The organism is Leeuwenhoekiella sp. H156, assembly GCF_052218455.1.
Classification (GTDB): Bacteria; Bacteroidota; Bacteroidia; order Flavobacteriales; family Flavobacteriaceae; genus Leeuwenhoekiella; species Leeuwenhoekiella parthenopeia.
The window spans coordinates 2,243,781-2,258,337 of record NZ_CP197499.1 but is presented as its reverse complement, the minus strand read 5'-3'; the positions used below and the strand labels follow the sequence as shown (position 1 = coordinate 2,258,337).

The following is a 14,557-nucleotide window of genomic DNA, read 5'->3' as shown; positions in this document are numbered from 1 at the left end:
AATTTTAGACGCCCTTTTTTAACAATTCAAGAATTTAAAGCTCAAATATACTAACAAAATGCCGATACCCTTAGTCAATTCTATCGCAAGCTGGTTCTTAAAGAAACGGATTCACCAGATGGAATTGTTTCTAAAATATCCACACGACGTGCAGCACGAATTGCTGCACAAGCTCATTCAAAAAGCGAAGGGCACAGAGATTGGAAAAAAGTACGGGTTTAAAGAAATACGCTCCTACCGCGATTTTGCAGACCGGGTACCGGTAACAAACTACGAGCAGGTAAGCGATCTTATAGAACGCGGGCGTCAGGGCGAAAGCAACATCTTCTGGCCATCAACCGTAAAATTGTTTGCTCAAAGCAGCGGTACGACCAATGCAAAAAGCAAGTACATCCCGGTAAGTCCCGAAGCGCTTGAAGATTGCCACTATGCAGCCAGTAAAGACCTCCTGTGCGTTTACCTCAACAACAATCCGGACTCGCAGTTGTTTACCGGAAAAAGTCTTCGCTTAGGTGGCAGCAAGCGCCTTTATGAAAGCAATGGCACCTCGTACGGCGACCTTTCTGCGATTCTGATAGACAATATGCCGTTCTGGGCCGAATTTAGCAGCACTCCCGGCAATGAAGTCTCCCTGATGAGTGATTGGGAAATCAAGATGAAAGCCATTGTGCAGGAAACCATTCAGGAAAAGGTCACCAGCCTTGCCGGCGTACCCTCGTGGATGCTGGTTTTGCTAAACAATATTTTAGAAACCACCGGCAAGCAACAACTCTTTGAGATCTGGCCCAACCTGGAAGTTTACTTTCACGGCGGAGTAAGTTTTGAACCGTATCGCGAGCAGTATCAAAAAATCCTGCCCAGACACCATTTTAAATATTACGAGATCTATAATGCTTCTGAAGGTTTCTTTGCTATTCAGGACCGCAATGGCTCAAGCGACCTGCTTCTGATGCTTGATTATGGTATCTTCTACGAGTTTATACCTATGGACGCCTACGGGCAGCCTGAACAAAAAATCATTTCCCTTTCTGAAGTTGAAGTCGGCAAAAATTACGCTATCGTCATCACTACAAATTCCGGTTTGTGGCGTTATAAAGTAGGTGACACCATTCGCTTTACTTCGGTAAACCCGTATCGCATTCGCGTAAGTGGGCGCACCAAGCACCACATCAATGCTTTTGGCGAAGAACTGATTATCGAAAATGCCGAGCAGGCCCTTAAAAAAGCCACCGCGCTTACCCATTCTGAAATTGTAGATTATACAGCCGGCCCCATTTTTATGGAAGGCAGAGAGAAAGGCGCCCACGAGTGGTTTATAGAATTTAAAGTGTTACCCCACAATAAAACCGAGTTTGAGAACGTATTTGACAAAGCGCTGCAGGAAATCAACAGCGATTATGAAGCAAAGCGAAAGAATAACATGACCCTGAATCCCCCAAAAATTCATTTCGCCCGTACCAACCTGTTTTACGACTGGTTAAAATCTAAAAATAAACTGGGTGGCCAGCACAAAGTTCCCCGATTGAGCAACAGCCGCGATATGCTGGAAGAATTGTTGATTTTAAACAGCAATCAGCATCAACCCAATCCTAACCCATAAAAACCATTCAACGAATTTTAAAACCCTTAAACTAAAATTTTATTTAATGTCCCCCCTATCCCCTAACTTGGACGTAACAAATCAAAACTCACATTACTTTTACTCAAAGTTACTCGCTTTGACTCTGGCAGTAATCTTCCACTCAGGATTACTGCCGGCACAAAGCAAACTACGTGATCACGATTTAGCGCTAAACAGCGAAACTCCCACAAAATCAAAATCCGAGACTAAGACTTCCGTTTATTTTTATACCGAAGAATTACCTTTTAATACCAGTGCACACGAATATGCGACGGGCTTTTATGATAATAATCTTATCGTGGTTTCTACCCGCAAGGTAAATTCAGCTAAAAGAAGTCTTTTTGATCAGAGTGAATACAAACTTTTAGGATTTACTAAATATCAAAACCTGTGGAAACAGCCGCAACTGCTTCCGGGTATTTTTACAGGAACTGAAGATCACGGCGGCCTTACCTTTACCGAAGATCTCAAACGGGTTTACTACACCAAAGCTTCAACCCAACATCCTAAATCTTTTCAGCTGTATACTGCCGAACGGCACTCTAAGTTCAGTAATTACTGGAGAAATCCGGTTAAGGCTTTGGTGATTGACGAAACCTATTCTGTTGAAAATCCCTGGCTGTCGGCTTCCGGAAAACTTTTGTTTTTTGCAAGCAACAAACCCGGCGGTTATGGAGGTTATGACCTTTATGTAGCTTCGGTAAGGGCTGATGGTAGTTTGGGAAACCCAAAAAACCTGGGGCCCAAGGTCAATACTCCCGGAGACGAAAATTTTCCGAGTCTGAGTACAGACGAAACTCAATTTTATTTTGCATCTAACCAATCGGGCGGTTATGGAGGCTTTGATCTCTACCACTGTTTTACGAGTCAGGGCGATTTCAGCACTCCGCAAAATCTGGGATCTACGGTAAACACTACCTCAAATGAAGTAGGACTGATTCCGGTTTCCGGAAGCACCGGCTTCTTCAGCTCTGATAAAGATGCCTTACGTCAAAATGGTCTCAACGTTTACAGTTACCAGATCGCAGACTAAAACTCCATTTACCATGAGTCTAAACAAAAACACCCGGCAGCGAACTGTCGGGTGTTTTGGTTTATAAGCTTCTATGATTTATGAAACTGCTTTCAGCTTCTTAATCGTTGACTTTTCGAGCTTAAATTCGGCATACTCCTTATCTACTTTAAATTCTGTAGTGTCAGAGCTGGGCAGTTCAAACATCGCATCGGTGAATATTGCTTCACACAAGGATCGCAAACCTCTCGCGCCTAATTTATACTCAATTGCCTTCTGAACGATATAGTCCAGTGCATCCTGAGTGATTTCAAACTCAATATCATCCATATCAAAAAGCTTTTCGTATTGCTTAATGATCGCGTTTTTCGGTTCGGTTAAAATCGCACGCAGGGTTGCTGCATCAAGCGGATCCATATGCGTTAGAACCGGCAAACGACCTATAATTTCAGGGATGAGTCCAAAATCTTTGAGGTCTTTTGGAATGATGTATTTAAGCAGATTATCACGTTCAATAACATCGTCGCTCATACTGGCACTAAAACCTACTGCCTGCATATTGAGACGCTTGCTGATGACACGGTCAATACCGTCAAAAGCACCTCCGGCTATAAAAAGGATATGCTCGGTATTGACTTCAATAAATTTCTGATCGGGATGCTTACGCCCACCCTTCGGCGGAACGTTTACCGTGGTACCTTCAAGCAATTTCAAAAGTGCCTGCTGTACCCCTTCACCACTCACATCACGCGTGATGGATGGATTGTCGCTTTTACGGGCGATTTTATCAATCTCATCAATAAATACAATACCGCGCTCGGCTTTTTCCAGGTTGTAATCGGCAGCCTGAAGCAGACGGGTTAATATACTCTCAACATCCTCGCCTACATATCCTGCTTCGGTAAGAACTGTGGCATCTACAATCGCAAGCGGTACATTAAGCATACGTGCGATGGTTTTTGCCATAAGGGTTTTTCCGGTACCGGTTTGCCCCACCATTATGATATTACTCTTCTGGATGTCGATATCATCTTCGGTATCGGGCTGCAACAACCGCTTGTAGTGGTTATAAACCGCAACAGACATTACCTTTTTGGTAAAATCCTGCCCGATGATGTATTCATCTAAAAAGCTCTTGATTTCCTTGGGCTTTTTAAGGGTAAGGTCGCTGTTTAAATTGCTTTTATTGATGTCTTTTGCTTCCTCGAGCACAATTCCGTGAGCCTGCTCGATACAGCGGTCACAAATGTGCGCATCAAGACCTGCAATAAGCAAATTGGTCTCGGGCTTTTTGCGGCCACAAAAGGAACATTCTAATTCTTCTTTCGCCATAATTCGATCATTTTGATCTCAGGGTAATCCCTAAAATCCTGTTTACAGATCTAAACCTGTGTGTACTTAGTCTCTTGCGAGTATTTCGTCTATCATACCGTATTCGAGCGCTTTATCTGCTTTCATCCAGTAATCACGGTCACTGTCTTCATATACCTTGTCATAAGGCTGACCTGAGTGTTTTGAGATGATTTTATACAACTCTTCTTTTAAGGTTATAATCTCGCGGGCTGTGATCTCAATATCACTGGCCTGTCCCTGTGCACCGCCTAAAGGCTGGTGAATCATCACTCGTGAGTGTGTAAGACCGCTACGCTTGCCTTTGGCACCTGCGCACAAAAGCACAGCTCCCATAGAGGCCGCCATACCGGTACAGATAGTCGCCACATCAGGCTTAATAAACTGCATGGTATCGTAAATCCCCAGACCGGCATACACGCTACCACCCGGTGAGTTTATGTAAATCTGAATATCTTTAGAGGCGTCAGTACTTTCTAAGAACAACAACTGAGCCTGTACGATGTTTGCTACCTGATCGTTAATCCCTGTTCCCAGGAAAATGATACGGTCCATCATTAAACGTGAAAACACGTCCATCGCGACAGCATTCATCTGGCGCTCTTCAATAATATTAGGCGTAAGACCCACGGGATGCATACTGCTTACGATCTTGTCGTAATAGGTGCTGCTGATCCCCTGATCTTTAATCGCGTATTTTTTAAATTCTTCTGCGTAATTCATAGTGTTTTTTGAATGTTTCAGGATACCATCCCAAAATTGAAATTTCATTAAAAAAGGTGTAGACACACCTCCTAAATTTTAAGTAAAAAAGGCGTTTCAACCCCAAAGTTAAAACGCCTTAAAGATACTATATAATTTAGAGAATTACTAGTTGTAAACTTCTTTGACAAACTCGTCAAAGGTCACTTCCTTCTCTTTTAATTTTACGTGCTCTTTGAAGAAATCAAGCAATTTTTTGTTCATCAACTGCTCAGAAAGGCGACGTACCTCATCCTGATTGCTCAAAATGCGGGCAGCAATACCCTCAAGCTCCTCATCGGAAGGGTTCATCTGGCCATATTGTGCCATTTGCGCCTTAATCATTTCTTTAGCGTATTCTTTAATTTCTTCGAAAGTAATCTGCAGGTTGTTATCTGCAATGATTTTACCCTCGATAAGCTGGTAACGCAAGCCTTTTTCAGAACGCTCGTACTCTTCTGCGGCCTCTTCAAAAGTCAACTCTTTCTCTCCGCTTTGCTGAATCCATTTCTTTAAAAATTCTGCCGGAAGATCAAAATTGGTGTTTTCGATGAGCTTTTCGGTCACATCATTAAGCAACTGCTGATCGCTCTGTTGTTTGAATTGCGCCTCTCCTTCTTCTTTAATCTTTTCGCGAAGCTCAGTAACAGAAGTCACCACACCTTCACCGTATAATTTATCAAAAAGCTCCTGATCTAAATCTGCAGGCTCTCTGTGATTTACTTCGGCGATGGTAAAAGAAACTTCAAGATTTTGCTCCTTAGCCTCGTCTTCAGTAAGACCCAAGTGCGCACGATAATCTCCGGCTTCAGCAAATAAACCTTTGGTAGTAACAGTTATGGTATCACCTACTTTAGCTCCTAAAAATGCCGAAGTATTCGCTTTGCCTTTCAGCTTAGAAACTTCAAAAGTGGTCTTTTTATTAAGCTCTGCTTCTTCGTTTACAAAACTACCGCTTACTTCATCACCGGCTTCAACTTCCTGCTTGCTGGTGATTTTACCGTATTGCTTCTGAATAGTCTTGATTTGATTGTCAAGCATTTTATCATCAACAACTATTTTATAGCTGGTGATTGCCTCTTTAGGCTGTAAATCCACCTCAAACTTAGGAGAGAGACCCAGTTCAAATTCAAAAGTATAATTGTCCTCATCCCAGTTAAGATCTTCCTGGCCTTTGGGTAATGGATTACCCAAAACATCCAGTTTTTCTTCGGTAAGGTATTTTTGAAGGTTGTCCTGAAGCAATTTATTTACCTCATCAACTTTAACCGCTTTGCCGTACTGCTTTTGCACAAGCCCCATAGGCACGTGACCCTTTCTAAAACCTGGGATATTTGCAGATTTACGGTAATCCTTTAGCACTTTTTGCACTTTCTCGCTGTAATCATCTTTAGCAATAGCTACTTTGAGTACTGCATTGAGCTCATCAATATTCTCTCGTGTAATATTCATCTTCTAGTGGAATTTTCCTATAAAATTTGGAGTGCAAAAGTACATCTTTTTTAGACGCCTGCAAAGTTTATAACCACTTAGCATTCAGCCGGGTTCTATTCTTCTTTAATCAAAGCGAAAAGCAGGGATTGAAAGAGCGAAAGCAAGAGGCTAAAAATCAATGCCCACCAAATACCATCTACAACAAAACCACTAACAAAATATCCTGCCAGCAAAATGATGATCGCATTTATAAAAAGCAGAAAAATACCGAAGGTGAGAATGGTAATGGGTAGCGTTAGAATTATTAATATGGGTTTTACAATAAGCCGAAGCAATGCAATCACTACAGCCACAACAAGAGCGGTTAAGAAAGATGTGACGCTAACGCCGGGCAACAAATAGCCCAAAACGATAACCGCAATAGCGGTAAGCAATAGTTTTACCAGTGTTTTCATAATATTTGGTTTTTACCCGACGGGATTAAATGCCCCCTGATAATTTATTTAAAAATAAAAAAACGCCGTCAGTAGCTGACGGCGTTGTATCATAAAACCTACTTAAATATTTAATTGGCCTGGCTAGCAGTTATGGTGTTGTAATCCCCAATATTTACTTTAGGAACCGTTGAACCATAGGTAGCATTAATAGCATCGATAGCCAGGTTTGCAAGATACGCATAGCCTCTTGGCGTAGGATGCACTCCATCTAGAGAAAACGCGCCTCCGGTAGCAAACGTGGAGGTTAAGGTTCCGGCATCATAACTAATTCCTCCATTAGCCAACTGTTGTAAAGTCGCCCGTGCATCTACCAGAGCAAGACCTCTAGCCTGAGCAACATTTGAAATAGTCGCGTTGTAGGCCGTTTGCGCATTAGCAATTGCCGTAAGCTCAGCAGTATCTAAGGCATCTTTATCATCAATACCATTAACAGCAGCTAAAACCAGTCCTGCTTCCTGAGGGGTAATTTGCATTTGCTGCTGCAGTTTACCTAAAACCTGAAGTACTTGAGGAGAAAGGGCTACAGAACCATATCCCTGAGTTCTTAAAGCAGCCTGATTTATGGTTAATAACAACAATTCGTTTTGGGTCATCTGACGGAAACCAAGCGGATTGGTCTGCGTTACCGGAACATCAATAATGAAACGATTAGGACCGGCGCTAAATCTAATAGCATACTGCGCTCCCAGTGCCTGAGCCTGCGTTGCGGGAACACCTTGCTGTATCGCTCCCTGAATAAAAATGCCACTCACTGCTCTAAAGAATCCGGTTAGACTGGCTGCCTGTTCTGCTGTAAGCACAAGTGCATTATTGGGCACCGTTGTGAAAAATGGGATTGAAGTAACATCAGGAATGTTAAACAAAACCCCTCCGGTAGCCGAACCATCTAATGCTTCAACTTCCTGACTGTAAACGCTCGCAAAAACATTAGGATCTGTAATATCATTTGGGCCGTAGGATGCAGGATTCAAATTTCCTTTTTGATCAACACCTACACCACCACTGGTAGCGTAGCTCAAAATATCGTTGTTACCTATCCATAAGGAGAAAAAGCTTGGACTCTGCGCAACTGCATCAGCAATAACTGTTGCATTAGGGCTGCTCGCAAAACGCACGAAGTATGGGTTAGCTGCCGGTAAGTTTGCTATGTTTCCATAACCCGGAGCAACCAGATGAAAGCTTTTTGCTCCCGGCACTCCCATATTATTGAATGGCCCTGAAAGTATATTTGTTATATCTGTGGTTGCTGAACCTTCGAGACGAACAGGCCCGGGGTTACCACTACCATCCACTGAAAGAACAAAGCGATTTTGAAAACCCGGCAAAGCTGTACCGCCATTGACCAAACCGCCTAAATTATCATTCATTAAAGGCTGCGTAAACTCACCGCCGCCCACCAGGGCAAACTGCCCCGCAAGAATATTGGGAAAGCTGTTTTGTTGGCCGGTAATGTATAAGGCTCCGTCAGCATATCCCGAAGTAAGGGAGTTACCTACTGCAACGTAGTTAGAGAAATCTGCAGAACCGCTGGTATACACTCCGCCGTCTTCGATGGGATTGTCTAATTCTGCTTCACACGCAGTGAGAAACACGGCAGACAGGGCCACTATTTTTATATAATTTTTCATCTTTAAAATTGTTATAATGTTTTAGTTACCGGAAACCTCCTGACTTAAAAAGAGACTTTACCGGCTGCTTCACCTGTACTGCTTCAGTTACATTTTATAGGTAACCCCTATACCCGGAATAAAAGCACTTGATTTATAAGTACCCCCAAAAGATGAGCCGTCATCAACATAATCGTATGACTCGTTGATTTCTTTAAATCTCACATATAGGAAAGAGGCGTCAATTGCAAAACTGTTTGAAATATCAAAAGACAGACCTGCGGTAAAACCATTGGCATCGTTACGAGGAGTTTCGGGGGCGAAATAGCCCGAACGTATAGGTGACTGGTCAAAATAATAACCCGCTCTTAAGGTGAATTTCTCACTTGGCGCGTAGGCCATACCAAACTTATAAAGCGACGAGTTGCGATAATTTCTGGGGTTGATAGATTCCCTTCCGTTACCGAATACAATATCCAAATCAGTATAAACATCCCAAAAAGTTCGGGTAAAGTCAAAGTTGAAAACCCATTTATCAAAATCATAAGAAAGACCCACAGTAAGCTCGGCCGGCAAAGGCAGCGAAGCTTCAAAACTGGTATCCCCATTTGAAGGGGTAAGCGGAGAATTAGGGAAATTTGCAAAAGTTGCAGTGCCTTCTGTTGATTCTAAAATAATTTCTGAGCGGTAATGCGCTCCTATTCTGAAATTATCAGAAACATTAAACAAGGCTCCCAGCGACCAACCCCAGTTGGTAACGCCGCTATCGTCTACGGTAATATTAGATCGATTACCTTCAAGATCGGTAAGGGTACGGTTTGCATTACGGTTAAAATTCACATTACCGGTAACGAAAATAGGACCACCACCAATACTCATAACGTCATTAATTTTAAACGAAAGCAAAGGCTGAACAAATATTGCCGAAAGTTCAATGTTATTTACCAGATGCGATCCTGCCCAGTCTGTTGGCCACTCTACGGTACTACCATAAGGGGTATATACCGCAAGACCTGCACTCATCCACTCTGTAAGAGCATAAGAGCCGTAAAGATAGAACGGCGTACCCATAGGGCTGTCTGTCTTTGCAAACTGACCTGTACTTTCATTTTGCCAGGCTACACTGGAGAACACTCCAAAACCACCTGCCGAAATATTGAGCTTATTCTCTAAATAAACCAATCCCGCAGGATTAAAAAATGCAATTTCGGCCGTGTTCACATACGCCACACCTGTGTGCCCCATTGCCAGAGCTCTTTGCCCTTGAAGACCTACCCGGTAGCCTCCCGCAAACGTTGTAGCAGAAGCCAGGAGAAATAAGGACGCTAGTAAAATTTTTCTCATGATACGATTTAAATAATTATGACTAAGAGGGAAAAATATTGAAGAATACACGTCTAAATTGCTATGTATGCATAATAAATTTCTAAAACAATGTTATAAAATTTTCTTGAGTTCTTAGAATAAATAGTCACTTTTTATGAATACTCTAAAACTAATTCGATTTAACAGCTATTTTAAGACATACAACACCACGACTCTCTAAGAATCTTTAGCTTTTTTCCCTTCATTCAAAACAAGAATAACAGGAGCCTAGTTATGCATTTTGAAGAAATTGCAGCACCTCTTTATAAAAATCCTCCGGATTTTCTGCGTGAAGCCAGTGACCGGCATCTTTAATGCCTACAATTTTAGCCTGGGGAAAGTGCGCCTGAATAAGATGTGAATCTTCGGGCTTAATATAATCTGACTTCAGGCCATTTAAAAACAACACCGGACCATCGTACACAGTCTGAGTGGGCAGAGCCTCCCCTATAGATTCAACCTTGTCAATCAAAACCGGAAGATTTACCCGTAATGCAAGGGTTTTATCTTTCTGCCAGTACAGGTTTTTAAGCAAAAACTGGCGTGTGCCCCAATCCTTAATTCGGGTGCTTAAAAAATCATCTGCTGCACCGCGCGAACTGCGTGCTTCCTTATTTTGCGCAAGCGCCTGTAGCCCTTCAAGAATTTCCTGATGGTGTGGCGCATAATATTTGGGTCCAATGTCGGCTATAATAAGCTTATCAATCAGCTCAGGATATTGCATCGCAAAGAACATTGCGGTCTTGCCGCCCATTGAATGCCCCAGCAAAATAATATCACTCAACTCATGCGCATCGCAATATTCCTTTAAATCTGCAGCAAGAACATCGTAATTAAACACATCGCTGTGAAAGCTACGCCCATGATTGCGCTGGTCAACCAGATGTACCTCATAGCCTGCCTCAGCAAACTGATTGGCCATCGTTTTCCAGTTATCCCCCATACCTAGAAAACCGTGCAGAAAAACAAAAGCTTTTCCTTCACCCGTTATACTGCTGTGTAAACCCATTACGACAGCGCTTTTAAATACGACTCAATGGTTTTTTCCAATCCCATATAAAGTGCTTCCGCAATTAAAGCGTGACCTATAGACACTTCGAGCAATCCGGGAATACTGTCTGCGAAATATTTAACATTCTCCAGTGACAAATCGTGTCCTGCATTCAGACCCAGATTGAGATCCTGAGCCAGGAGCGCTGCTTCCACATAAGGTTTTACCGCATTAGGATGTCCCTCTTTAAAACCCAGCGCAAAAGCTTCGGTATACAACTCGATGCGATCTGCACCGGTTTCTTTAGCTCCTTCCACCATTTCCAAAATGGGATCAACAAATATAGAGGTGCGTATTCCGTTAGCTTTAAATTCTGAAATGACTTCCTGTAAAAACGACCGGTGCGCAACGGTATCCCAACCCGCATTTGACGTGATGGCATCAACGGCGTCAGGAACCAGTGTTACCTGAGCAGGTTTAACCTCAAGCACCAGATTGATGAATTTTTCTACAGGATTCCCTTCGATGTTTAATTCGGTTTTAACCACTTTTTTAAGATCACGGGCATCCTGATAACGAATGTGACGCTCATCGGGCCTCGGGTGAATAGTAATACCCTGTGCCCCAAAAGATTCGATATCTAAAGAAGTTTTAACGAGATCAGGCACATTACCGCCGCGTGCATTGCGCAGCGTTGCGATCTTATTAACATTTACGCTTAATTTAGTCATTTCAATAATTGTAACTTTGTCTGCAAAAATACAAAGTAACAGGGCGTTGCCCCTTACTTTTTTGATTAAATTGCTTGAAGTGCAACTATGGAAATTACCGACTACATATTAAAAGATATCGATCCTCTTGAAGAACAGCGCCTCATAGGCGATGCTCAGGAACTTTTCTCACAGACCACTTACTCTCACATCCCCATTATTCGGGAAGGTGTATATGTAGGCTGTCTTAACGAAAACGACGTGCATTGTCTGGAAGCTTCTACCCGGATTGCAGATCACGCCCATATGTATGAAGTCTTTTTTGTGACTACCGAAACCAACTGGCTGAATGTTGTAGAAGTTTTTGCGCAAAACAGCACCAATTTAATGCCTGTGCTCGACGCCGAAAGCGCCACGTATCTGGGTTATTATGAACTGGCCGATGTGATGACCTATTTCAACAACACGCCATTTCTCAATGAAGCCGGAAGCATTATCGTGATTGAACACGGCATACACGATTACAGTTTCAGTGAAGTGAGCCAGATTGTAGAGTCAAATGACGGAAAAATCCTGGGAGCATTTATTTCCAGAATTGCCAATGATGTCGCTCAGATCTCGATCAAAATTGGTTCTAACACCAGCTTTAATAACATTTTGCAGGCTTTTAGACGCTATGGCTACACCATCGTCTCCCAGCATCAGGAAGATGCCTTTGTTAAAGAACTGAGAGATCGCTCTCAATATCTCGAAAAATACCTGAACATCTAGCAACTATCCTTTATGAAAGTAGGTATCTACGGTCAATTCTATCACGAAGGTTCTGGCAAATATGTGCAGCAGCTTCTGGACCTTCTCGATCAGAAAGGTGTTGAAGTAATCATCGAAGAGCATTTCTTAAAGCTTATTCACGCTAACGAAGACATTGAGAAAACCTACTCACATTTCAGCACATTTGAGGAGCTCGACAATTCTTACGATCTTTTTTTTAGCATTGGCGGGGATGGCACGATCCTGCAGACCATTACCTATGTGCGCGATCTCAATATTCCTATTGTAGGTATTAATACCGGAAGGCTGGGTTTTCTCGCAACGGTAAACAAGGAAAAGCTGGTTTCTTCTGTAGAAGAAATTTTAAAGAAAAATTACAGCATTACCGAACGTTCACTCATATGCATAAAAGCTTCTACTCCTAATGCCACGCTGGAAGAACTCAATTTTGCATTAAATGAAATCACGGTAAGCCGAAAAAATTCGACCTCTATGATTTCGGTAGAAACCTCTCTTAACGGGGAACATCTTACCAATTACTGGGCAGACGGTCTTATCATCTCGACACCCACAGGCTCTACAGGATACAGCCTGAGTTGCGGAGGCCCCGTAATAATGCCAAAGACCTCAAGCTTTATTCTTACTCCCATCGCCCCTCACAACCTCAACGCCAGGCCCATAGTAGTACCGGACTCCACGGTGATTAAATTAAAGGTAAGTGGCCGAGAAGCCGATCATCTGGTTTCTCTGGATTCCCGTATTGCCACGCTACCCGTTGAAACAGAAATGACCCTGACCAAGGCGCCTTTCAGCATTAAATTGGTTTTGCTCGAAGAAGACACCTTCTTAACCACGCTTCGCAAAAAATTACTTTGGGGCGAAGACAAACGCAACTAAACAATAAATCGGGACACTTCCTGTTTATGAGGAAGAAAAGAATCGCACGAGCGCGACACGAAACAATATTGTTATATTTGCAAACTTTTTAAAATCGATGAGGTATTTTACAGTTCTTATTCTTGCCATGCTTTTTGGGGTTGAAGCAAACAGCCAGACCTACGAAATAGGACTCTATGCCGGAGGCAGCAATTTTATAGGAGATGTAGGAAAATCCAATTACATTAACCCAAATGCACTGGTTTTGGGAGGAATTGCCAAATGGAACCGCAGCCCCAGACACGCCTTTAGAGCTACATTACTTTACGCAAATCTTCAGGCCTCAGATCTGGAAAGTGATGATTTACGAAGACAAAATCGAGGGTATCAATTTAGCGGTTCGCTTATTGAAGGATCCCTAGGAATTGAATACACCTTCTGGGATTTTGACATGCACGCCAGTTTTAACAGACCTGCCAGCCCTTATTTATACACGGGCTTAACCGGTTTTTATCACGATTCGTTTGCGCTTGATGCGGTAGAAAATGAACTGGTAAAAACAGACCGGGAGCTCGACCTGGCCATCCCCATGGTTTTAGGCTTTAAAGCTCAGGTAAGCAGCAGTTTTGTTCTGGCTGTTGAAGTAGGCGCACGGTATACCTTTGCAGATAATCTGGACGGAAGTTTTCCGGGAGATGAAGCTTATGACAATGTAAGTTTTGGCAATATCAATAATAAAGACTGGTATATGTTTTCAGGAATGACAATAACTTATACCTTTGGCAGGCAACCATGCTATTGCGGTTTTTAATACAATTTGAATGGAATTTTTAAGCCAACTTAACCTTGAGAGACTGCCCCAACACATCGCCGTTATTATGGATGGCAATGGAAGATGGGCAAAAAATCAGGGATTATTACGGGTAAAAGGCCATAAGAAAGGCACTAAAGCCGTACGACAAACCATCGAGGCATGTGCAGAACTGGGAGTACCTTATGTAACCCTCTATGCATTTTCTACCGAAAACTGGAACAGACCCAAGTTTGAAGTAGATACGCTGATGAACCTTTTGGTTTCCTCTTTAAAGAAGGAAATTAAAACACTTCAGGATAATGATATCTCACTTTCGGCGATAGGCAGTTTAAACAGCCTGCCCGAAAAAGCCCAGAACGAGCTTAATGAGGTTATCGAAAAAACAAAAACGAATTCCCGTTTAAAGCTTACCCTCGCCCTGAGTTACGGCGCGCGGGAGGAGCTTATAAAAACAGTTCAGGAAATCAGTCAAAAAGTTAAAAAAAACTTAATTTCGCCACATTCAATAAACGAGTCAGTCATTAAGGAGCATTTGTACACACACGATTTGCCTGACGTAGACTTACTTATACGTACCAGCGGTGAGCAGCGTATAAGTAATTTTTTATTGTGGCAAATTGCCTATGCCGAGTTGTATTTTACACCGGTCCTGTGGCCCGATTTTACGAAAGAACATCTGTACGAAGCTATTTATAACTATCAGAAAAGAGAACGACGATTTGGAAAGACGAGTGAGCAAATTAATTAAACAGATGCCTGTTAAACAGC

The 14,557-nt window shown here is 42.5% G+C and carries 14 protein-coding genes; 6 read left to right on the top strand and 8 right to left on the bottom strand.

Going from position 1 to position 14,557, the window contains the following annotated elements:
• Window positions 1-58: 58 nt before the first annotated feature.
• Window positions 59-1,600, top strand: coding sequence for a GH3 auxin-responsive promoter family protein (locus ACSSS3_RS09815; protein WP_442844477.1), 1,542 nt, complete (start codon window positions 59-61; stop codon window positions 1,598-1,600).
• 118 nt (window positions 1,601-1,718) lie between these two features.
• The gene (locus ACSSS3_RS09810; protein WP_442844476.1) at window positions 1,719-2,654 is read left to right on the top strand and encodes a TolB family protein; all 936 of its coding nucleotides are present in this window, start codon (window positions 1,719-1,721) and stop codon (window positions 2,652-2,654) included.
• Between the two features lie 78 nt (window positions 2,655-2,732).
• Here the strand turns inward: ACSSS3_RS09810 and clpX are convergent, their stop codons facing one another.
• The 8 genes from clpX to ACSSS3_RS09770 all read right to left on the bottom strand — a co-directional run bounded on the left by clpX (window position 2,733) and on the right by ACSSS3_RS09770 (window position 11,349).
• Complete coding sequence (gene clpX, locus ACSSS3_RS09805; RefSeq protein WP_228230552.1) at window positions 2,733-3,965, bottom strand: ATP-dependent Clp protease ATP-binding subunit ClpX; 1,233 nt, start codon at window positions 3,963-3,965, stop codon at window positions 2,733-2,735.
• 66 nt (window positions 3,966-4,031) lie between these two features.
• Window positions 4,032-4,706 (bottom strand): ATP-dependent Clp endopeptidase proteolytic subunit ClpP, encoded by a 675-nt coding sequence (gene clpP / locus ACSSS3_RS09800; protein WP_228230589.1) that lies wholly within the window; start codon window positions 4,704-4,706, stop codon window positions 4,032-4,034.
• Window positions 4,707-4,853: 147 nt separating this feature from the next.
• Window positions 4,854-6,176, bottom strand: coding sequence for a trigger factor (tig, locus tag ACSSS3_RS09795; protein ID WP_442844475.1), 1,323 nt, complete (start codon window positions 6,174-6,176; stop codon window positions 4,854-4,856).
• 95 nt (window positions 6,177-6,271) lie between these two features.
• On the bottom strand, window positions 6,272-6,613 hold the full coding sequence (locus tag ACSSS3_RS09790; protein ID WP_442844474.1) for a phage holin family protein: 342 nt from the start codon (window positions 6,611-6,613) through the stop codon (window positions 6,272-6,274).
• Between the two features lie 110 nt (window positions 6,614-6,723).
• Entirely contained in the window at window positions 6,724-8,283 is a 1,560-nt protein-coding gene (locus ACSSS3_RS09785) for a G-D-S-L family lipolytic protein (RefSeq protein WP_442844473.1), read from the bottom strand.
• A gap of 87 nt (window positions 8,284-8,370) precedes the next feature.
• Window positions 8,371-9,606, bottom strand: coding sequence for an OmpP1/FadL family transporter (locus ACSSS3_RS09780; RefSeq protein WP_442844472.1), 1,236 nt, complete (start codon window positions 9,604-9,606; stop codon window positions 8,371-8,373).
• 253 nt (window positions 9,607-9,859) lie between these two features.
• A complete protein-coding gene (locus ACSSS3_RS09775; RefSeq protein ID WP_442844471.1) occupies window positions 9,860-10,636 on the bottom strand; it encodes an alpha/beta fold hydrolase in 777 nt (258 codons plus the stop codon).
• Window positions 10,636-11,349, bottom strand: a complete 714-nt coding sequence (locus ACSSS3_RS09770; RefSeq protein ID WP_442844470.1) for a pyridoxine 5'-phosphate synthase — start codon at window positions 11,347-11,349, stop codon at window positions 10,636-10,638. Before ACSSS3_RS09770 ends, ACSSS3_RS09775 begins: the two co-directional genes overlap by 1 nt.
• 87 nt (window positions 11,350-11,436) lie before the next feature.
• On the opposite strand from ACSSS3_RS09770, the gene ACSSS3_RS09765 reads away from it, so the two are divergent.
• From ACSSS3_RS09765 to ACSSS3_RS09750, 4 genes are all read left to right on the top strand, one after another.
• Window positions 11,437-12,099, top strand: a complete 663-nt coding sequence (locus tag ACSSS3_RS09765) for an acetoin utilization protein acuB (RefSeq protein WP_442844469.1) — start codon at window positions 11,437-11,439, stop codon at window positions 12,097-12,099.
• Window positions 12,100-12,111: 12 nt separating this feature from the next.
• On the top strand, window positions 12,112-12,996 hold the full coding sequence (locus ACSSS3_RS09760) for an NAD kinase (protein WP_228230544.1): 885 nt from the start codon (window positions 12,112-12,114) through the stop codon (window positions 12,994-12,996).
• 97 nt (window positions 12,997-13,093) lie between these two features.
• Window positions 13,094-13,786 carry a DUF6089 family protein gene (locus ACSSS3_RS09755; protein WP_442844468.1) on the top strand — a complete coding sequence of 231 codons (693 nt, stop codon included), beginning with the start codon at window positions 13,094-13,096 and terminating at the stop codon, window positions 13,784-13,786.
• Between the two features lie 10 nt (window positions 13,787-13,796).
• Window positions 13,797-14,537, top strand: a complete 741-nt coding sequence (locus tag ACSSS3_RS09750) for an isoprenyl transferase (RefSeq protein ID WP_442844467.1) — start codon at window positions 13,797-13,799, stop codon at window positions 14,535-14,537.
• The last annotated feature ends 20 nt before the right edge of the window (window positions 14,538-14,557 follow it).

What these genes read in the sequence shown, in the direction of transcription:
- tig (WP_442844475.1), bottom strand. Translation starts at nt 6,176, where the DNA reads ATGAATATTACACGAGAGAATATTGATGAGCTCAATGCAGTACTCAAA.
- ACSSS3_RS09760 (WP_228230544.1), top strand. Translation starts at nt 12,112, where the DNA reads ATGAAAGTAGGTATCTACGGTCAATTCTATCACGAAGGTTCTGGCAAA.
- ACSSS3_RS09750 (WP_442844467.1), top strand. Translation starts at nt 13,797, where the DNA reads ATGGAATTTTTAAGCCAACTTAACCTTGAGAGACTGCCCCAACACATC.
- ACSSS3_RS09765 (WP_442844469.1), top strand. Translation starts at nt 11,437, where the DNA reads ATGGAAATTACCGACTACATATTAAAAGATATCGATCCTCTTGAAGAA.
- ACSSS3_RS09755 (WP_442844468.1), top strand. Translation starts at nt 13,094, where the DNA reads ATGAGGTATTTTACAGTTCTTATTCTTGCCATGCTTTTTGGGGTTGAA.
- ACSSS3_RS09785 (WP_442844473.1), bottom strand. Translation starts at nt 8,283, where the DNA reads ATGAAAAATTATATAAAAATAGTGGCCCTGTCTGCCGTGTTTCTCACT.
- ACSSS3_RS09815 (WP_442844477.1), top strand. Translation starts at nt 59, where the DNA reads ATGCCGATACCCTTAGTCAATTCTATCGCAAGCTGGTTCTTAAAGAAA.
- ACSSS3_RS09770 (WP_442844470.1), bottom strand. Translation starts at nt 11,349, where the DNA reads ATGACTAAATTAAGCGTAAATGTTAATAAGATCGCAACGCTGCGCAAT.
- ACSSS3_RS09780 (WP_442844472.1), bottom strand. Translation starts at nt 9,606, where the DNA reads ATGAGAAAAATTTTACTAGCGTCCTTATTTCTCCTGGCTTCTGCTACA.
- clpP (WP_228230589.1), bottom strand. Translation starts at nt 4,706, where the DNA reads ATGAATTACGCAGAAGAATTTAAAAAATACGCGATTAAAGATCAGGGG.
- ACSSS3_RS09775 (WP_442844471.1), bottom strand. Translation starts at nt 10,636, where the DNA reads ATGGGTTTACACAGCAGTATAACGGGTGAAGGAAAAGCTTTTGTTTTT.
- clpX (WP_228230552.1), bottom strand. Translation starts at nt 3,965, where the DNA reads ATGGCGAAAGAAGAATTAGAATGTTCCTTTTGTGGCCGCAAAAAGCCC.
- ACSSS3_RS09790 (WP_442844474.1), bottom strand. Translation starts at nt 6,613, where the DNA reads ATGAAAACACTGGTAAAACTATTGCTTACCGCTATTGCGGTTATCGTT.